Source organism: Pseudomonas sp. NPDC089758 (genome assembly GCF_044748705.1).
In the GTDB taxonomy this organism is placed as follows: Bacteria; Pseudomonadota; Gammaproteobacteria; order Pseudomonadales; family Pseudomonadaceae; genus Aquipseudomonas; species Aquipseudomonas putida_X.
This window is the reverse complement of the sequence record NZ_JBIVGN010000005.1, coordinates 156,271-175,167: the sequence shown is the minus strand read 5'-3', so window position 1 is coordinate 175,167 and position 18,897 is coordinate 156,271. Positions and strand designations below refer to the sequence as shown.

Sequence of the window (18,897 nt, the reverse complement as noted above, 5' to 3'; positions counted from 1 at the left end):
GTTCACATGCCCATCGGCCACAGCGTGCGCAGCACCCACAGCAGCGCCGACAAGCGCACCGAACACGACTACATGCCAGAGCTGGCCAGCGCCACCCTGCAGGATTCCCCGCGCCTGTCGCGCCTGACCGTGTGGCTGGCGGCGGCGCTACTGCTGGCGGCCGTGATCTGGGCAAGCCTGGCAGTGCTCGACGAGGTGACGGTCGGCGAAGGCAAGGCGATCCCTTCGAGCAAGGTGCAGGTGGTGCAGAACCTTGAAGGCGGCATCGTCACCGAGATCTTCGTGCGCGAAGGCCAGATGGTGGACAAAGGCGCCACCCTGCTGCGCCTGGACGACACGCGGTTCCAGTCCAACAAAGGCGAAAGCGAGGCTGACCGCTATGCCTTGACTGCCCAGGTCGAGCGCCTGTCAGCAGAAGCCGAAGGCCGGCCCTTCGTGCTGTCCGACGAGGTACGGGCCAAGGCGCCCCAGGTGGCCGAGGACGAGCTGTCGCTGTACGACTCGCGCCAGCGTCGCCTGGCCAGTGAAAAGCAAACCCTCAACGAGCAGTTGCGACAGAAGACCCAGGAATTGGCCGAGTTCCGTTCCAAGGTCGAGCAGTACCGCTCGGCGGTAGGCCTGCTGCAACAGGAATTGGACATGTCGGCCCCCCTGGTGAGCAAAGGTGCCATCTCACCGGTGGAAATCCTGCGGCTCAAGCAACGCACCGTGGAAGCTCGCGGCCAACTCAACGCCACCAACCTGGCCATCCCCCGTGCCGAGGCAGCCGTGGCTGAGATCAGGAGCAAGATCCAGGAATCAGAGGCCGCCTTTCGCTCCGACGCCGCCAAGGAGCTCAACGACAAACGCACGGAGCTGTCGAAGATCACCGCCACCAGCATCGCCATCGACGACCGGGTCAACCGCACCACCGTGGTGTCGCCGGTGCGAGGTATCGTCAAGATGCTCAAGGTCAACACCATTGGCGGCGTGGTGCAGCCGGGCAGCGACCTGGTGGAGATCGTGCCGATCGAGGACAACCTGCTGATCGAGGCGAAGGTGCGGCCACAGGACGTGGCGTTCCTGCACCCGGGGCAACCGGCGATGGTGAAGTTCAGTGCGTATGACTACACCATTTATGGCGGTATGAAGGCCAAGCTCGAGCTGATCGGTGCCGATACCGTGACCGATGACAAAGGCAATGCGTTTTACCTGATTCAGGTACGCACCGAGAAGAATCACCTGGGCGGCGACAACAAGCCGCTGCTGATCATCCCCGGGATGGTGGCCACGGTGGATATCATCACCGGGCAGAAGAGTGTGCTGGATTATCTGCTCAAGCCGGTGCTCAAAGCACGGACCGAGGCGTTGCGGGAGCGGTGAACCGGGAGCCTGGAACTCGGCAGACCTTGAGGTCTCCCGCGCACAGCCGCCCTGGCACGAGGCTACAGGCTAAAAAAACGCCTGCAATCGTTGGCAGATAAAGCCCCCGCCAGTGCCGTTATCAGCCTTCACCATGATTTCTTTGGAACGTCTCAGTCCCCATCGCCCTGATCTGCCCTTCGATCAACGCTTCGAACGGGCGCAGCAACGCATCGAAACACGCCGGCTGCTCCAGCACATTCAAGGCCTGCACCACCGCCTCTATGGTCGACACCGCTCCCGGCTCAGGCGCCTTGCGCACGCGGTAGCGCGAGGGCGACACCTGCGCCAGCGTCACCCTGGGCAACGCTTCGAGCAGGGGATTGAGGTACAAAAGCTTGCGGGCCTTGCGCCAGGTGCCATCGGGGACAATCAGCATGAGCGGCCTGCCCTCTGCATCGCCATAGGCGGCGAGCACCTGGGCCTGCTCACCTGGGAACAAGAGCACCGGCCGATACCCCGGTGCGCTCAGCAAATCACCCAGGTCTTCAAACACCTCGCCAACGCGCAACTCGGCATTGACCAGCCCAAGCGCAGCCAGGCGTGCGGTGTTCAGGGCGTGCGAAATTTCACTGGGGTGCTGCAGCAGGACCACACGGGTGCGGCTGTCGAGCGAGGGGATCAGTGGGCAAAGGCAGTGATCGAGCGGGCGCTGGCAGCGCTCGCAGCGGGGTCTGGACATCGGCTTCTCCTTACCGGGCGCAGTGTGCCACAGCTCTGAGGAAAAGCCCCACATCCTTGTGGGAAAGGCTGTAATCAGCGGTTGAAGCGCTCCGCCAGACTGTGCAGATACTCCGCCATTCGCTCCAGGTCCTGGCTGATCTCAGCCCCCTGCTTGGCCTGCCCCGCCGTTTGGTCACACAACTGGGCGATGCGCACGATCTGCTGGTTGATGTCTTCAGCCACGTGGCTTTGCTGCTCGGACGCCGTCGCCATCTGCTGGCTCATACCCGTGATACGGCTGACCGCCTGGGCAATCCCGGCCAGCGCCGACTGCACCGCCTCGACACTGTGCACGCTGTCGCGTGAAATCTGTTCGCCACGGCTGGCAGTACTCACCGCCCGCTCGGCGCCAGCGCGCAGCGAGGCGATGATCTGGTGGATCTCCTCGGTCGAGCTGCGCGTGCGCTGCGCCAGCGAGCGCACCTCATCGGCCACCACGGCAAAGCCCCTGCCCTGCTCACCCGCCCGCGCCGCCTCGATCGCGGCATTGAGCGCGAGCAAATTGGTCTGTTCGGCAATCGAGGTGATGGTGTCGACCACACTGCCGATCGACTGGGTCTGTTCAGCCAGGGCATTGACCGCCTGGCCAATGTCGCTGACCGCCTCGCTCATGCTGCCCATCGCCTTGAGGCTCTGCTGGGCCAGTTCGCTGCCCTGCTGCGCCAACTGGTCGGCATCGCCTGCCGCATGCGCGGTGCTTTGCACGTTATGCGTCACTTCCTGAATGGTCGCCGCCATTTGCGCAATGGCGGTGGCCGACTGGTCGGTCTCACTGCGCTGTCGATCGAGCATCTGTGCCTGGGCATCGGACAGGTCGGCCGACTGAGCGGCCCGCGACTTCACGCCGACGCCGGCGTCCACCAGCCGCGTCAGGGCGGTCTGCAGCCTGGCTTCCTCGCTGATGATTGCCAGGTCGAGCTGGCCATGCAGGCCCGGGTTGTCACTGTACGTCAGCGCTACCAGCGGGCTGGTGAAGGCCTTGGGATGTTCGGCCAGTGTGCGGCGGATCGCCTGGTTATGCCGCTGTTCGATCAGGTACCAGGCCAACAGCATACTGGCCATCAGTACGCCCAACGCTGCATAGGGCGGTAACCAGAGGTAGCCGGCAGCCGACAGCAGGCCTGCACCGATCAGCGGCCAGCCATCGCCAACGCCACGCGCCAGCCGCGCGGCCCAGGGTACGGCCGGGCGCCCGCCGCGCAGGCGCGCATACAGCCGCTCTGCGCGGCGGATCTGCTCACGGCTGGGCACCGAACGCACCGACTCGTAACCGCTGACGCGGCCGTTCTCATAGATGGCGGTGACATAGGCACTCACCCAGTAGAAATCACCATTCTTGGCGCGGTTCTTCACCACGCCCATCCAAGGTTTACCTTGTTTGAGGGTGTCCCACATATGCCCGAAAACCGCCGGTGGCATGTCGGGGTGACGCACCAGGTTGTGGGGCTGGCCCACCAGCTCGTCGTAGGTGAACCCGCTGATCGCCACGAACGCGTCGTTGCAGTACGTGATGTGGCTGTTCAGGTCGGTGGTAGAGATCAGCCGCTGGTCGCTGGAAAAGGTTCTTTCATGCTCAGTGACGGGCAAATTCATGCGCATCTGGGCGGTCCTTGCTTGTATAGATGAAGGGAAAAATCATCAAAGCAAGTAGAGGTTTAGCAGAACGCCATCAGCGTAGTGGTCAGGTTTGTAGGAAATTTACTCATCCCGACGGAATGACCGGAACGCCTTGTACATCAGCCAACATTGAGTTGGCTTTTGAGCAGGTCGCGGAAGGTCTGAATCAAGGGCTCCCGGCTGCGACCGCGGCGGATGATCAACGAAAATGGCGCTTGATAGCCGAAGGTGGCCGGAGATAGTACACGCAAGTCGCCCTTGTCCACCCAGGCCTGGGCATAGTGCTCGGGCAGGTAGCCGATATAGGCACCGGACAGGATCAGAATCAGCTGCGCCTCCATACTCTCGACGGTCGCCGCGCTGTGTTTGAAGCCGTGCCGGGCCAACTCCGCCTGGCTCCAGTAACCACGCCCGACCATGCGCTGTTGGGTCACCACCGGCTCGGGGATACGCCGCTCGAGGAACAACGGGTGGCGACTGCTGCAGTACAACCAATGCTGCTCGCGGTACAGCGGCTGGTAAACCAGGCCACTCATGCGCGAGGAGAATGCCCCGATCGCCAGGTCCAGGCGGTTGTCCTGCACGCCCAGCTGCAGCTCATAGGGGCTGGACACCGAAAGGTGCAGGTGCACCGCCGGGTGCTCCTGGCTGTAGGCGCCGATCGCTTCAGCCAAAGGCAGCGCGCGGTCGCCCACGGTTGAGTCGATCACCCCGAGGTTGAGCGTACCGCGCAGCTCCCCCTTGAGTGCTGCGGCGTATTGCTCGAAGCCATCGAGCTCCGCCAGCAGGCGCAAGGTCTCCTGGTGGAACAGCTCGCCCTTGCTGGTCAGGCTGAAGCCGCCACGGCCCCGGTGGCACAGCACGATGCCCAAGGCCCCTTCGAGCTGGCTCATGTAGGTACTGATGGCCGAGGTCGACAGGTTGAGATCGCGCTGTGCATTGGCAAAGCCTTGGTGGCGCACCACGCTGACAAAGATGCGCAGCAGTTTCAGGTCAGGCAGGGTCGAGGCCATGGTGCAGCGGTTCCGCAGTGTCATTTGCGCGCAGTCTACCCGCTACGGTGGCGTTTAGTTCAGAAATTCCTGAAGTAAGTATTTGCCGGTAGCGATTTTTCCCACGCACTACCTTCAGCAGACTTGGCCGAAATGTCCCTGCCCGCCGGCATAACCGTATTTCAAGGCGCGCGGCGGCACAGGTTCGAACAAACAAAACAATCGACCGACTGATGAGGCCCACCGTGGACAAAGTTCTCCATCAACCACTGGGCGGCAACGAAATGCCGCGTTTCGGCGGCATCGCCACCATGCTCCGTCTGCCCCACCTGCAAAGCGCTGAAGGCCTGGATGCCGCGTTCATCGGCGTACCCCTGGACATCGGCACCTCGCTGCGCTCCGGTACCCGCTTCGGGCCACGGCAGATCCGCGCCGAATCGGTGATGATCCGCCCGTACAACATGGCCACCGGTGCCGCCCCGTTCGACTCGCTGTCGGTGGCCGACATCGGTGACGTGGCGATCAACACCTTCAACCTGCTCGATGCCGTGCGCATCATCGAAGAAGCGTACGACGAGATCGTCGAGCACAACGTCATCCCGATGACGCTGGGTGGCGACCACACCATCACCCTGCCGATTCTGCGCGCCCTGCACAAGAAACACGGCAAGATCGGCCTGGTGCACATCGACGCTCACGCCGACGTCAACGACCACATGTTCGGCGAGAAAATCGCCCACGGCACCACCTTCCGCCGCGCGGTGGAAGAGGGCCTGCTCGATTGCGACCGCGTGGTCCAGATCGGCCTGCGCGCCCAGGGCTATACCGCCGACGACTTCAACTGGAGCCGCCGCCAAGGTTTTCGCGTGGTGCAGGCCGAAGAGTGCTGGCACAAGTCACTGGAACCGCTGATGGCCGAAGTACGTGAAAAGGTCGGCGGCGGTCCGGTGTACCTGTCCTTCGACATCGACGGTATCGACCCAGCCTGGGCACCTGGCACCGGCACCCCGGAAATTGGCGGCTTGACCACCATCCAGGCGATGGAGATCATTCGCGGCTGCCACGGCCTGGACCTGATCGGCTGTGACCTTGTCGAAGTCTCCCCGCCTTACGACACCACCGGCAACACCTCGCTGCTCGGTGCCAACCTGCTGTTCGAAATGCTCTGCGTGCTACCGGGCGTCGTGCGCCGCTGAAACTTGTTGCACCCCGGCAGGAGCCATGAGGGAGGGCCACAGAGGCCCGCCAACACAAGACAAGACCGCCAGGCGCCGTGAGGCCGCCTGAGTGGTCGATCTCGCCATAATAAAGATAATCGGGAGACCCCCAATGGCCTTGGACATCATTGTTGTAATGATCTATACCGCCGGCATGCTCGGGCTGGGCTGGTATGGCATGCGGCGCGCGAAAACACACGAAGACTACCTGGTGGCAGGGCGCAACCTGGGCCCGACCTTGTACATGGGCACCATGGCCACCACCGTGCTCGGCGGCGCCTCCACCGTCGGCACCGTACGCCTTGGCTATGTGCACGGCATCTCCGGCTTCTGGCTGTGCGCAGCCTTGGGCCTGGGCATCATCGCCCTCAACCTGTTCCTCGCCAAACCGCTGCTGCGCCTGAAGATCTTCACCGTGACCCAGGTACTGGAGCGGCGCTACAACCCCATGGCGCGCCAGGCCAGTGCGGCAATCATGCTGGCCTACGCGCTGATGATCGGCGTCACCTCGACCCTGGCCATGGCGACTGTCCTGCAGGTATTGCTGGACTTGCCGTTCTGGATGTCGCTGCTGCTCGGCGGCGGGGTGGTGGTGGTCTACTCGACCATCGGCGGCATGTGGTCGTTGACCCTGACCGACATCGTCCAGTTCGTGATCAAGACCGTGGGCCTGATGTTCATCCTGCTGCCGGTGTGCCTGTACAACGCTGGTGGCTGGGACACCCTGGTAGCCAAGCTGCCGGCGGCCAGCTTCGCCTGGACCACCATCGGCTGGGACACCATCATCACCTACTTCCTGATCTACTTCTTCGGCATCCTGATTGGCCAGGACATCTGGCAGCGGGTATTCACCGCCCGCGACGAGAAGGTCTGCCAACGTGCCGGTACCACTGCAGGCCTGTACTGCGTGCTCTATGGCCTGGCTTGTGCCCTGATCGGCATGGCCGCGCACGTGCTGATGCCGGACCTGGCCAACCCGAACAACGCGTTCGCCGAGATGATCAAGAGCCAGTTGCCTGATGGTATCCGTGGCCTGCTGATGGCCGCTGCCCTGGCTGCGATGATGTCGACCGCCAGTGCCGGCCTGCTGGCCGCCTCGACCACCATTACCGAGGACCTGCTGCCTAAATTGCGTGGCGGCAAGCAATCGAGCCTGGGTGTCAGCCGCCTGTTCACCCTGCTCACCGGCTTGGTGGTGCTGGGCATCGCGCTGGCGGTGAACGATGTGATCAGCGCACTGACCCTGGCCTATAACCTGCTGGTCGGCGGCATGCTGATCCCGCTGATCGGGGCGATCTTCTGGAAACGTGCGACCACCGCAGGGGCCATCGCCAGCATGACGCTGGGCTTTGCCACGGCGCTGTTGTTCATGTTCAAGGATGGGCTGGACGCCAATACGCCGATCTACTACAGCCTGGCGGTTGGCCTGGTGAGTTTCGTGCTGGTCAGCCTGCTGTCGCGCAAACCGGTGGGAGTGGTTACGCTGGCTTGAGGATGGCGCAGGCCTTAACAGCGCCCTTGGGATCGAGTGCCGCGCGGGCAGTGCTCGGTCCCAAACAAGCGCAAAATCAAAGCATGCATCCCGGCAACAACGAAAAAAGCCGCGCCATCATCACTGATATCGCGGCCTCGTTGTGTTCAGCGACGACGCGGCTGGCGCCTGCGCTGCTCTTCATCAGTCGGGATCGGCACCGGCTGTAGAGGTGGTGGTATCAGCCCCAGGGCGACAGCCAAGTCGTGGAGCCAGTTGAACATTTGGTTTTTCATAGTGCCCCCTTGACGGGTCAGCCTCTCGGTCAATCAATCCTACGATGTTTCATACAGATCATAGTCCGATGTCCTGTATTACGCATGCCCTTGTTGTTACAGATAGGGGCAAGTTTGACGCGGATCAAGCGGAAACGGTGGATTCCGACGGCTGGTTAATCGTTTCGCTTTGTTGCAAATCGACCCACGCCTGCAAATTCGCCCCACGCATCCCCTGCCGCCACATCAGCCAGGTCACCGCCTGATCGAACGGCGCCTGCAGCCGGTGGACCCGGACGCGGTCCCGCCCCGGCAGGCTGTCGAGCATCGACTGCGCCATCAGCGCCACGCCCGCGCCAGCTATCACACAAGCCAGCATGCTCTGATAAGACTCGATTTCCATTACCCGCCCCATCGGCGTATGGGCATGGGCATACCACGCCTCCAGGCGCATCCGGTAGGAGCACCCTTGACGAAATGTGAACACCGCCTTGCCCGCCACATCGCTGGCGCTGTGCACCGGTGGGTGTTCGGGGCTGGTGATCAGTACCAGTTCTTCTTCGCACAAGGGCACACCATCCAGCCCCGCCAGGCTCGGCGGCCCGTCCACCAAGGCGGCGTCCAGGCGGTGGCTGAGCAACCCCTCGAGCAACTCGCCACTGGGGGCAGCCTGCACCTGCAGGTTAACGGCCGGATAGGCCTGATGGTAACGCGCCAACAACGCTGGCAGGTGAATGGCAGCCGTGCTGTACATGGTACCCAGGATGAAATCGCCGGCCGGCTGCCCGCCCTGCACTGCCGCCATGGCTTCGTCCCGCAGCGCCGCCAGACGGTTGGCGTAATCCAGCAGCACCTTGCCGGCGGGTGATAACTGCAGGCGCTGGCGCTCACGCAAGAACAGCTCCACGCCCAGTTGCTCTTCGAGTTGGCGCAAGCGCGTCGAAAGGTTCGACGGCACCCGGTGCAAGCGCTCGGCGGCGCGGGTGATGGAACCTTCCTCAGCGACCGCCTGGAAGATACGCAGCTGGCTGAACTCCATGACATTCTCCAAAACAGAACAACTTTATCATCATTATTCAATTTTATTGAAAATAAAAGCGCCCTAACCTTCCCTTCATCGTTTACAGCCTTGCGGGAGTGTCCACATGTCGCCATTCGTACAACTGTTGGCCAGCGCCGTGGCGCTGATGATGGCCATGGGCATCGGCCGCTTCGCTCTCACCCCGCAACTGCCGCAACTGATCGCCGAAGGCCAGTTCGACCTGACCGGCGCCGGGCTTGTCGCAGCAGCCAACTACCTGGGCTATTTCGTTGGTGCGGCGTATGCCATGTTCGCCCGCACCCCCGCCCAGGTCAGGCTGTGCCTGCACGGCGGGCTGTGGCTCTGTGTGGTGCTGACCCTGGCGTCCTGGGCTGCGGACGGGTTCTGGAGCCACCTGCTGCTGCGTTTCGGTACGGGCGTAGCCAGTGCCTGGGTGCTGGTGATGATCACCAGCCTCAGCCAGCAACTGGCCAACGCCAACAATCGTCCGCGCCTTGGCGCCCTGGTGTTCGCCGGGCCTGGGCTGGGCATCGCCGTGACCGGCCTGCTGGCACTGGTCGCTCATTCGCTTGGGCTGAGCTCCGCGGCGTTGTGGCTGGTGTATAGCGTTGCCGCGCTGGTCATGTTGCTGGCGGTGCGCCCTTGGCTGCCTCGCGCTCAGGCACCCGCTGTGGTGCCGAGCACGGTGCAGGGAGGGGCGACACGCAGCGTTGGCATCGGCCGCCTTGGCCTGGTGTATGGCTTGTATGGCGTGGGCTACATCCTGCCGGCCACGTTCCTGGCGCAAATGGCCAACCAACAGTTCCAAGGCAACTGGATGGCGGACCTGTTCTGGCCGGGGTTTGGTGTGGCGGCGGCGTTGGGCGTGGTGCTGGTGAGTGTGCGACGCGCCGGCCGCACTTCGGCCTGGCTGACCGCGACCTTGTGGCTGCAAGGCCTTGGCGTACTGGCCTGCCTGATGGGCGGCGGCCTTGGCTTGGCCTTGGGCGTGGTGCTCTGCGGTACGCCGTTTCTGGCATGCATGCAGTTGGTGATGCAACGCTCGAGGGAGCTGGCGCCCCATGCCACGCAGCGCAATGCCGGGCTGCTGACAGCGTGCTTTGCGCTGGGACAGTTGAGCGGCCCGTTGCTGGCGGCGTTGAGCAACCATTACAGCGGGGGCTTGCAGCCGGCGCTGGCAACGGCGGCGGCTGGGTTGGGGCTGGCGGGGGTGTTGGTGCTTACGGGCACACGCCACAACCGCGACTGCCAGATTGCGGGACGGGTTGCCTGATGGATCGAGGCTGATCAGTACCGGCCCTATCGCCGGCAAGCCGGCCACATGGGATCGCGCCAGCTTTTAGAAGTTGAGTAAGGCAGTTGCTGCCACAGGTGAAGCGTAGGCCTGAAGAACTTCGCGGACGGAGGTGGGAGCCGGCTTGCCGGCGATGGGCCGCATAGCGGCCCCAAAGCCACGCTAATCTGGTCGAGCGCGATCGGATGATTACCGATCCGGTCGGCACGTACAGCAAAGACGACGCCTACCCCACAAACCTGCGCAACTGCTGCTTTACCCAAGGCTCGGCACTGACCAGCACCACGCCGAGCAAAACCATCACTGCCCCAAGCACGAAATTCACGCTCAGCGGTTCATCCAGCAATAGCACGCCAAACGTCACCCCAAACAACGGGGTAATGAAGGAAAACACCGCCAGATTCGAAGCCAGGTACTTACGCAGCAACCAGAACCACGTCAGGTAGCTGACGAACGAAACCACAATGCCCTGGAACAGCACGCTGCCGACCGCCAAAGGCGTCCACACGACCTTGTCGATCTGCCCGCTAAGCAAGGCGATCAGCACCAACCCGACAAACCCCACCGCCAGCTGATAGAACAGCGTCAACGTCGCAGGCGCCTCAGACAAACGCGAACCCCGTACCACCACCGTCGTTGCCCCCCAAGCCAAACCGGCCAGGACACCGAATGCATCGCCGAGCAGCATGCGCCCGTCCATCTCCTCGAACGACAGCCCCCCGGCAAATGCGGTAGCGATGCCGCCGAACGCCAAGACGATGCCCAGCCACTGCAACAGGCGCAGCCGCTCGCTGGGCAACATCAGATGCAGCCCAAGTGCCGTGAACACCGGTGCGGTATAGAGAAACACTGACATATGCGCCGCGGATGTCAGCTTCAGCCCCTCGGCGATGAACAGGAACTCCAGGCCAAACAAACCGCCGGCCAGCAGCCCGCCTCGCCAAGTACTCCCCACCTGCCCCCAGCCACCGCGCCAGCAGATCATCAAGCCAACCAGCACGGCGGCAAGGCCGTTACGCAGTGCAGCCTGCATCACCGGCGCAATATCAACCGCAGCAGATTTGATCAATACCTGTTGGCAACCCCAGATCAGGCACAGCCCCAGCATGACCTGAAAGGCAAACGCATCGGGATTCTTGCGGGCCGCACTCATGGGCGGACCTCTTGGGTGAACGATGGCATGGGCAAGGCTCGGCAGTATTCAGGAAATGCCGATTATCGGTTTTTCCGAGCAGGCCTTGCCAGCCTCAATACGACCTCAAGCGATCTGCGCCTTCGCCGACACCTGCTCGAAGGTGGTTTCGTCCAGCGCATCCTCCTGTTCATCGAGCACTTGGCGGGGGTGCTCGAAGCCCGGGATGCTGCTGTCGATCAGGCTCATCAGCCGCGAACCACGTTCGGTCAGCACGAAGTTCTCGCCGTTACCACCCTCTTCCGGCGGCCGGCTCTCGATGAAACCGCGCTCGAACAGCAGCTTCTCGTACTCGCAGGCACGGGTCTTGAGTTGATCCACATCGGTGACTTGCTGACCTTCGCAGGCGATCGCCGCAGCGTGCTGCTCGGCATAGGGGCGTGGTGTAAAACTATGACCGGCGCCGTTCTGCACCTCGTGCAACAAACGCTCGATCAAGTCCCAGTCGTAGGTGATGCTCATGGCTATGGCCTCATGCGATGTACGAATGGAGTACACAGGTTGGGACCAGCCGGGGTTTGAGTACGTTCCAATGTTCTCGGCACAGGGGTAGCCAGATTTGCCGGCACGGCCGCCCGTCACGGACGCTGAACTTCCGGGCCGCACAAGCTCTCCACCGAGCACAACCACCGCCGGAGGTATAAAGGATGAAACCGCTGCTGCGCATCGCCTGTGCGACTGCCGTGTTCTGCGCCCTGCCCGCCTGGGCCTGCACACCGGAAGAGGCTACCCAGAAACGTGAGGAACTGGCAGGGCTGGTGAGCCAGTTGACCGCACAAAACCCGCAGAAAGCGAAGGAGATCAATGATGAGCTCCAAGGGATGGAGCTGGGCACGGCGAGTAAGGACCTGCCCGACAAGTGTCAGCTGATCGACAAGCGGATCAAGGAATTGAAAGAGGCGGAAAAGAAAGCGGATTGACAGCAGGGCTGCTGGCGCAATCGCCGGCAAAGCCGCTCTCGCAGGTGAACACCCGGGAGCCGGCTTGCCGCCGATTGCGCCTTAGCGCAGGGTATTACTCAGCAGCAGGCTTGCGCTTCTTCAACGGCGCCATGCCATCGGAGCTCGCCAGTGGCGCGTTGGTCTTTGGCTTGGCGGTCGGCTTACGCTTGGCAGCCGCTTTTTTGTCGCCAGCCTTCTTCTCGGTCTTTTTCTTCTTGGTACCGGCAGCCTTGCCCGACGCCTTGACCTTCTTCGGCCCGTTGTAGGTGCCTTTCACTTCCTTGATCACACGGCGCTCGAACTGCTGCTTGAGGTAGCGCTCGATGCTGGACATCAGGTTCCAGTCATTGTGGGTGATCAACGAGATCGCCAGGCCTTCGCCGCCGGCACGGCCGGTGCGGCCAATGCGGTGCACATACTCGTCGCCGCTGCGCGGCATGTCGAAGTTGATCACCAGGTCCAGGCCGTCGATGTCCAGGCCACGGGCCGCCACGTCGGTGGCTACCAGTACCTTGGAGCTGCCTTGCTTGAAGCGCTCGATGGCCAGCTTGCGGTCCTTCTGGTCCTTTTCACCGTGCAACACGAACGCTTTTACGTCTTTGGCGACTAGGTGGCCATAGATGCGGTCAGCGAGCACGCGGGTATTGGTGAAGATGATCGCCTTGTCGAACTTTTCGTTGGCCAGCAGCCACTGCACGATCGCCTCTTTGTGCTGGTCGTGGTCCGCGGTGATGACCTGCTGGCGAGTGCCTTCGGCCAGCTGCGAGACACTGTTGAGCATCAGGTGCTCAGGGTTTTTCAGCACTTTGCCGATGATGTCGCGCAGGGCCGCGCCGCCGGTGGTGGCCGAGAACAGCAGGGTTTGCTCACGGTTTTCGCATTCTTTGCACAGGCGCTCCATGTCTTCGGCGAAGCCCATGTCGAGCATGCGGTCGGCTTCGTCGAGGATCATCACCTGTACATGGGACAGGTCGAGGTTGCCGGCATTGAGCTGTTCGAGCAGGCGGCCCGGGGTGCCGATCAGCACATCCGGCACCTTGCGCAGCATGGCGGCCTGTTCCTTGAAGTCTTCACCGCCGGTGACCAGGCCCGCCTTGATGTAGGTGAACTGCGAGAACAGCTGCACTTGCTTGAGGGTCTGCTGGGCCAGCTCGCGAGTCGGCAGCAGGATCAGCGCGCGGATCTCGACGCGCGCGCCTTTGAGGTCGACCAGGCGGTTGAGCAGCGGCAGGACGAAGGCCGCGGTCTTGCCGCTGCCGGTCTGCGCGGTCACCCGCAGATCACGCCCTTGCAGGGCCAAGGGGATGGCCGCGGCCTGCACCGGGGTTGGCTCGACAAATTTAAGCTCGGCCACGGCTTTAAGCAGGCGTTCATGCAGGGCGAATTGGGAGAACACGGAGGTAACCTCAGGCAAGTGCGGGAAATTCAGTTGCATAGGGTAACGTTTTCTGCAGCCGGAGCCGAATTTCTTTTGGCAACTTTGTCGCCAACCGCGCTCTAATGGCGCTTCGTTTCGCAAGCAAAGACCGTACTGAAGCTCATGGATATGCAAAAACTCTGGCGCGACAGCCTCGACCTGTGGGGCACCCTCGACCAACACCCCATGCTCCACGCCGCCATCGGCCTGGCCGTGCTGCTGTTGGTTTCCCTGGTAATCGGCCGCCTGGCGCGCTTTCTGATCCTGCACGGCACGCGCCTACTGGCCCGTCAGCCTGCGCTCAAATGGCTCGACGACCTGCGCCACAACAAGGTGTTTCACCGCCTGGCGCAGACCACACCGTCGCTGGTGATCCAGTTCGGGCTGAAACTGGTACCGGAGCTGTCCGATACCGCCCAGCATTTCCTTGGCAACATGGCGCTGGCCTTCACCCTGCTGTTCATGACCCTGGCGCTGTCGTGCCTGCTCGATGGCCTGCTCGACATCTATGCCCGCACCGAACATGCCCGCACCCGCTCGATCAAGGGTTATGTGCAACTGGCGAAGATGATGCTGTGGATTTTCGCCTCCATCGTCATCGTCGCCACGCTGATCGACCGTTCCCCCCTGCTGCTGCTGTCTGGCCTGGGTGCGATGTCGGCCGTATTGCTGTTGGTGTACAAGGACACCTTGCTGTCGTTCGTCGCCAGCGTGCAGCTCACCAGTAACGACATGCTGCATGTCGGCGACTGGATCGAGATGCCCCAGGTTGGTGCCGATGGCGATGTGGTCGATATCACTCTGCATACGGTGAAGGTGCAGAATTTCGACAAGACCATCGTTTCGATCCCAACCTGGCGGCTGATGAGCGAGTCGTTCCGCAACTACCGGGGCATGCAGCAATCGGGCGGCCGGCGGATCAAACGCAGCCTGTTCATCGATGCATCGGGCGTGCGTTTTCTGACCCGGGCAGAAGAACAGCGTCTGAGCGGCGTGCGCCTGCTCGGTGACTACCTGGCCGGCAAGCGCCAGGAACTTCTTGAGTGGAACGAAGCACTTGGGCCTGTGGCCGAGCTGTCGGCCAACCGTCGCCAGTTGACCAACATCGGCACCTTCCGCGCCTTTGCCCTGGCTTACCTGAGAAACCACCCCAACGTGCATCAGGACATGACCTGCATGGTCCGGCAGATGCAGACCGGCGCCGAGGGGGTGCCGCTGGAGATCTACTGCTTCACCACCACCACGGTGTGGGCGGATTACGAGCGGATCCAGGGGGATATCTTCGATTACCTGCTGGCAGTGTTGCCGGAGTTCGGGCTGAGCCTGTATCAGCAGCCGAGCGGTAATGACATGCGCATCGGGCTGGCGGGGCGCGCTTCGACGGAGCGAGCGCCGCATCGCCTGGAAGACCTGAGCGAGGCTTGAGATCCCAGGGGCCGCTGTGCGGCCCATCGCCGGCAAGCCCGGCTCCCACATGGATTGCGCCGGCCTCTAAAAATTGGACAAGACGGTTGCTTGGACAGGTAAAGCGCAGGCCTGAAGAACTGCGCGGTCGTGGTGGGAGCCGGCTTGCCGGCGATGAGGCCCTCAGCTACCCCGCATATACACAAAAGGAGAACGGCGCAGTGACTGGTTCAAGAGCTTTTCATCATCCCCAATTCGGCATCATCAAGCAGGGCCTTGGCTAGGGCGCAGAGGTAATGCGAGGCCCAAAGTAGCTGGGGTTTATCTTCCATCAGCCCGTCGATGGACAGGTCACGGGCATAACCCATCAGTTCTGAGGCCTGTTCGCGAGCACTCTGGCAAGGGATGCGGGGTTCGATGCGGAATAATGGATGGTTTTGATTTTCACCTTGGTAAAAGATGGTTCTGCCAACAGTGAAGTTGCTTTCTTCGGTGGCCACAGATTCATCTCCCTGAAGTTCCAGATGCCTGGACTCGCCCTATCACCACAGGTCAGCCCAGGCAAATCATGATGCGGATTAATGTAACGTTTGAGAATCCGCTGGCTTTTGGACTTGAGCCAGCGCTGATTCAAGTAACCTGCGCAGGGTTTCAAGTTCGTGCATGGACGTCATCATCAACACCGAAACGGGTGACCTCGGTTGCAACAAAACGGCTTGCTGAGCAACGGCTTCTGCACATAGCGCATAGTCGGCGGCCATCAGCAGCGTGTCTTCCAGGGAGTGGAGGTTGTAGGGTGGATCGGGGACTATCTTCAGCATGATGTAACCCTCAATTTGTGGATCGGGACCACCGCCCTTTGCTGTCAAACAAAGGGTGGCAGCTGTGCACGGGTTGACAGACCGGTCAAATTGAGAAACCCGGCGCACCCGAAGGCGCCCCACGCACAGCCACCATTGAAGGCAAAGCTATGGATTGCAATTTGAGTCGGCCTGTCAAAGCCGATCGTTGAAACTCAACGACCAGCCGAGACTAGTAGCCAACCCAAAACACCACAATCACCGGCAGTATCTTTGGGAAATGCCCTACAGGAAAGGGACTAAATCTGATTTAGTTATCCGCTAGACGTAACAGCGTGTAAGGCGTGCAGACCATGTGCGCTTCAAGATTCGTCCATGGAAGCGGCCTTGTGTCGCGAAAGGGCTGGACAGCAACTCCAAATCACCCCGCATACCCCAGCAGGTACAGCAAACCAGTCAAGGTGACCAGAGAAGCCACCGTCGACAACAGGATCGTGCGCGATATCAGCCCCGCTTCCCGGTTGTAATACTCCGCCAGCATGAACGGCCCGGTCCCCGTCGGCAGCGCAGCCAGCAGTACCGCTGAAGCGGCCCACATGGTCGGCAGGCTGAACACCTTGAACGCCAACACCCACGTCAGCGCCGGCTGCCCCACCAGCTTCATCGCAATCAGTGGCCATGGGCTGGCCTGGGCGCCGCTGCGTTTCTCTGCCAGAAACGCCCCCAGCGAAATCAACGCACACGGCGTGGTCGCCACGGCGAGCATGTCGAGAAAATGCATCACCGGTTCCGCCAAACCCAGACCGGTCATTGCCCAAGCAGCCCCCACCACGGGCGAAATCACCAAGGGATTCTTCGCCAGCGCCTTGCCCACTACCCACATGGCGCGGCCGATCCGCTTCTCTTCCTGTAGGCCGATCTCGATCAGCGTCAGCGATATCGCGAATACCAGGCAGACCACGATCAACGACGAAATCAACGCCGGCTGCAATCCGGGCTGACCGAACAGCAGCAAACACAATGGGATGCCGATATAGCCGGTGTTGGCATACCCCGCGCTGAGCCCATCGATACTGGCCGCGACCAGCCCGTGGCCGTTGCACAGCCGCCAGGCCAGCGTGGCCACGAACATGGCCAGCGCCCCTGCGCCAAAGGCCACGATGAACCCTGGGTGCCATACCTCACTCCAGGTTGCAGTGGCCGTGACTTTGAACAACAGGGCCGGCAGGCACAGCCAGACCACCATCTTGTTGATCTCGGCCGCCGCCTTGTCGCCAAGCTTGTTGGTCCGGCGGCAAAGGTAACCGACCAGGATCAGCGCAAAGATCGGCGCGACGATGACCAGGATGGTGTGCATGTCAGGCCCTGCGCACCAGCGGTGCATCCGTACGGCTGCCCAGGCGGCTCAGCCACACCGAGGCCAGGATGATCGCACCACCGATGAACAGGCGTCCCAATGGCTCGTGCTGGTTCCAGATAAGGAGGTTGACCAGCAGCCCCACCGGCACGTGCAGGTTGTTCATCACTGCCAGCGTACCGCCTGAGACCATGCACGCGCCCTTGTTCCACCAGTACAAGCCCAGCGCCGTCGGGCATAGCCCGAGGAACAGCAGCACCAGCCATTGCACGTCGGTGCTCGGCAAATGCTGGGTGTTGCCAAACAGCAGGAAGGCCGGCAGCACGATGATCAACGCACCCAGATAGAAGTAGCCGAAACGCTTGTAATGCGGCAGGTCGCTGGGGTGGCGGGCAACCAGATGGCGGTACAGCACCTGCCCGGCAGCGTAGGTGAAGTTGGCCAACTGCAGCAGCAGGAAGCCAATGAAGAAGTCGCCACTGATGCTGTCGAAGCGGATCACCGCCGCACCTGCGACCGCCACCAGGGCGGCGAGCAAGGCCCAAGGATTGAAACGGCGGTTCAGCGCGTCCTCGATCAGGGTCACGTGCAAGGGCGTGAGAATGGTGAACAGCAGCACCTCAGGTACGGTCAGCACGCGGAAGCTCAGGTACAGGCAGACATAGGTGATGCCGTACTGCAGCGCACCGATCAGCAGCATGGAGCGCATGAAGCGCGGTTCAACCTGGCGCCAGCGGGTCAGCGGCAGGAAGACCAGGCCCGCCAGCACCACCCGTGCGAGCACGGCAAAGTAGCTGTCGACGTGCCCGGCCAGGTACTCGCCGATCAGGCTGAAGGAAAACGCCTGGATCAGCGCGACGATTATCAGGTAGCCCATGGTTGCCTCTCGTAAATCAAGGCCGCGACCTTAGCGGGTTGCGCCCGATGTGTTCAACCCTGCGCGATGTGGGGGTTGCGCATTTCATGGGCGTGAGCGATTCACCCACAAAAAAGCCCGGCCATCGAGGCCGGGCGGGTACACCCAAAGGAGCAAACAAGGTGTCAGGGTTGGGAATTCGTTGCCGCTCAGGCCATGGTGGCGAGCTTGGCCTTGGCCTGGTTGAGGCCTTTTTCGTGGAAGTCACCGCTCATGTTCAGGCCTTCGGCATGGATGAAGTTCACATCGTGAATGCCGATGAATGCCATCACCTGGCGCAGGTAGGGTTCTTGATGGTCGCTGGTGGCGCCAGCGTGGATGCCGCCACGGGCCGTCAGCACAATGGCACGCTTGCCGGTCAGCAGGCCTTGCGGGCCGGTCGGGGTGTACTTGAAGGTGATGCCGGCGCGCAGGACGTGGTCAAGCCAGGCCTTGAGCGTGCTGGGGATGGTGAAGTTGTACATCGGTGCAGCCATCACCAGCACGTCGGCCGCCAGCAGTTCATCTGTCAGCTCGTTGGAACGGGCCAGGGCGTCCAGCTCAGCGGCATTGCGCTGTTCTTCAGGCTTCATCCAGCCACCGAGCAGGTTGGCGTCCAGGTGCGGCACCGGGGTCACCGCCAGATCGCGAACCGTGATCTCGTCGGCCGGGTGCGCTGCTTGCCATTGTTCGATGAAGTCGCGGGTCAGTTGACGGGAAACGGAATCCTGTTGGCGGGCGCTGCTTTCGATGATCAGTACGCGGGACATGGGTGCCTCCATCGGCAGAAAGGGTTGCGATTCGATGGAGGTGAGATTAAGGCTTGACCTATCGATAAAAAAGCGTAAAAAGTGGGTTC

At 62.1% G+C, this 18,897-nt stretch carries 19 protein-coding genes; 6 read left to right on the top strand and 13 right to left on the bottom strand.

Going from position 1 to position 18,897, the window contains the following annotated elements; genetic code table 11:
• Positions 1-6: 6 nt before the first annotated feature.
• Positions 7-1,362: an HlyD family type I secretion periplasmic adaptor subunit gene (locus ACIPZH_RS09195; protein WP_400635995.1), complete on the top strand. Its 1,356-nt coding sequence runs from the start codon at positions 7-9 to the stop codon at positions 1,360-1,362.
• A gap of 121 nt (positions 1,363-1,483) precedes the next feature.
• Here ACIPZH_RS09195 and ACIPZH_RS09190 read toward each other — a convergent pair whose 3' ends face one another.
• The 3 genes from ACIPZH_RS09190 to ACIPZH_RS09180 all read right to left on the bottom strand — a co-directional run bounded on the left by ACIPZH_RS09190 (position 1,484) and on the right by ACIPZH_RS09180 (position 4,754).
• A complete protein-coding gene (locus ACIPZH_RS09190; RefSeq protein ID WP_400635994.1) occupies positions 1,484-2,083 on the bottom strand; it encodes a tRNA-uridine aminocarboxypropyltransferase in 600 nt (199 codons plus the stop codon).
• Positions 2,084-2,157: 74 nt separating this feature from the next.
• Positions 2,158-3,723 (bottom strand): methyl-accepting chemotaxis protein, encoded by a 1,566-nt coding sequence (locus tag ACIPZH_RS09185; protein ID WP_400635993.1) that lies wholly within the window; start codon positions 3,721-3,723, stop codon positions 2,158-2,160.
• Positions 3,724-3,860: 137 nt separating this feature from the next.
• Positions 3,861-4,754, bottom strand: coding sequence for a LysR family transcriptional regulator (locus ACIPZH_RS09180; protein WP_400635992.1), 894 nt, complete (start codon positions 4,752-4,754; stop codon positions 3,861-3,863).
• A 224-nt stretch (positions 4,755-4,978) separates the two neighbouring features.
• On the opposite strand from ACIPZH_RS09180, the gene speB reads away from it, so the two are divergent.
• Both speB and ACIPZH_RS09170 read left to right on the top strand, forming a co-directional pair.
• Positions 4,979-5,929 carry an agmatinase gene (gene speB / locus ACIPZH_RS09175; RefSeq protein ID WP_012315641.1) on the top strand — a complete coding sequence of 317 codons (951 nt, stop codon included), beginning with the start codon at positions 4,979-4,981 and terminating at the stop codon, positions 5,927-5,929.
• A gap of 133 nt (positions 5,930-6,062) precedes the next feature.
• Positions 6,063-7,442: a sodium:solute symporter gene (locus ACIPZH_RS09170; protein ID WP_241804682.1), complete on the top strand. Its 1,380-nt coding sequence runs from the start codon at positions 6,063-6,065 to the stop codon at positions 7,440-7,442.
• 146 nt (positions 7,443-7,588) lie between these two features.
• Here the strand turns inward: ACIPZH_RS09170 and ACIPZH_RS09165 are convergent, their stop codons facing one another.
• Positions 7,589-7,717: a PA1414 family protein gene (locus tag ACIPZH_RS09165; RefSeq protein WP_008090807.1), complete on the bottom strand. Its 129-nt coding sequence runs from the start codon at positions 7,715-7,717 to the stop codon at positions 7,589-7,591.
• Between the two features lie 124 nt (positions 7,718-7,841).
• Positions 7,842-8,735 (bottom strand): putrescine utilization regulator PtrR, encoded by an 894-nt coding sequence (locus tag ACIPZH_RS09160; protein WP_241804683.1) that lies wholly within the window; start codon positions 8,733-8,735, stop codon positions 7,842-7,844.
• 106 nt (positions 8,736-8,841) lie between these two features.
• On the opposite strand from ACIPZH_RS09160, the gene ACIPZH_RS09155 reads away from it, so the two are divergent.
• Positions 8,842-10,011, top strand: a complete 1,170-nt coding sequence (locus tag ACIPZH_RS09155) for an MFS transporter (protein ID WP_400635991.1) — start codon at positions 8,842-8,844, stop codon at positions 10,009-10,011.
• 247 nt (positions 10,012-10,258) lie between these two features.
• Here the strand turns inward: ACIPZH_RS09155 and ACIPZH_RS09150 are convergent, their stop codons facing one another.
• Together ACIPZH_RS09150 and ACIPZH_RS09145 are read right to left on the bottom strand one after the other, a co-directional pair.
• Positions 10,259-11,185, bottom strand: a complete 927-nt coding sequence (locus ACIPZH_RS09150; protein WP_241807209.1) for a DMT family transporter — start codon at positions 11,183-11,185, stop codon at positions 10,259-10,261.
• A gap of 105 nt (positions 11,186-11,290) precedes the next feature.
• Positions 11,291-11,686 carry a transcriptional regulator gene (locus ACIPZH_RS09145; protein ID WP_241807210.1) on the bottom strand — a complete coding sequence of 132 codons (396 nt, stop codon included), beginning with the start codon at positions 11,684-11,686 and terminating at the stop codon, positions 11,291-11,293.
• A gap of 185 nt (positions 11,687-11,871) precedes the next feature.
• Here ACIPZH_RS09145 and ACIPZH_RS09140 point away from each other — a divergent pair, with 185 nt between their 5' ends.
• A complete protein-coding gene (locus ACIPZH_RS09140; protein WP_400635990.1) occupies positions 11,872-12,144 on the top strand; it encodes a hypothetical protein in 273 nt (90 codons plus the stop codon).
• A gap of 94 nt (positions 12,145-12,238) precedes the next feature.
• Here the strand turns inward: ACIPZH_RS09140 and ACIPZH_RS09135 are convergent, their stop codons facing one another.
• Positions 12,239-13,600: a DEAD/DEAH box helicase gene (locus tag ACIPZH_RS09135; RefSeq protein ID WP_400635989.1), complete on the bottom strand. Its 1,362-nt coding sequence runs from the start codon at positions 13,598-13,600 to the stop codon at positions 12,239-12,241.
• A 105-nt stretch (positions 13,601-13,705) separates the two neighbouring features.
• Between ACIPZH_RS09135 and ACIPZH_RS09130 the strand changes: the two genes are divergently transcribed.
• The gene (locus tag ACIPZH_RS09130) at positions 13,706-15,007 is read left to right on the top strand and encodes a mechanosensitive ion channel family protein (RefSeq protein WP_400635988.1); all 1,302 of its coding nucleotides are present in this window, start codon (positions 13,706-13,708) and stop codon (positions 15,005-15,007) included.
• Positions 15,008-15,216: 209 nt separating this feature from the next.
• Here ACIPZH_RS09130 and ACIPZH_RS09125 read toward each other — a convergent pair whose 3' ends face one another.
• The 5 genes from ACIPZH_RS09125 to ACIPZH_RS09105 all read right to left on the bottom strand — a co-directional run bounded on the left by ACIPZH_RS09125 (position 15,217) and on the right by ACIPZH_RS09105 (position 18,808).
• Positions 15,217-15,486, bottom strand: coding sequence for a DUF3077 domain-containing protein (locus ACIPZH_RS09125; RefSeq protein ID WP_400635987.1), 270 nt, complete (start codon positions 15,484-15,486; stop codon positions 15,217-15,219).
• A 78-nt stretch (positions 15,487-15,564) separates the two neighbouring features.
• Positions 15,565-15,807 (bottom strand): hypothetical protein, encoded by a 243-nt coding sequence (locus ACIPZH_RS09120; protein WP_400627338.1) that lies wholly within the window; start codon positions 15,805-15,807, stop codon positions 15,565-15,567.
• A gap of 400 nt (positions 15,808-16,207) precedes the next feature.
• Complete coding sequence (locus tag ACIPZH_RS09115) at positions 16,208-17,143, bottom strand: AEC family transporter (RefSeq protein ID WP_400635986.1); 936 nt, start codon at positions 17,141-17,143, stop codon at positions 16,208-16,210.
• Position 17,144: 1 nt separating this feature from the next.
• Positions 17,145-18,020 (bottom strand): carboxylate/amino acid/amine transporter, encoded by an 876-nt coding sequence (locus tag ACIPZH_RS09110; protein WP_400635985.1) that lies wholly within the window; start codon positions 18,018-18,020, stop codon positions 17,145-17,147.
• A gap of 188 nt (positions 18,021-18,208) precedes the next feature.
• Positions 18,209-18,808 carry an FMN-dependent NADH-azoreductase gene (locus ACIPZH_RS09105; RefSeq protein ID WP_400635984.1) on the bottom strand — a complete coding sequence of 200 codons (600 nt, stop codon included), beginning with the start codon at positions 18,806-18,808 and terminating at the stop codon, positions 18,209-18,211.
• Positions 18,809-18,897 lie beyond the last annotated feature (89 nt).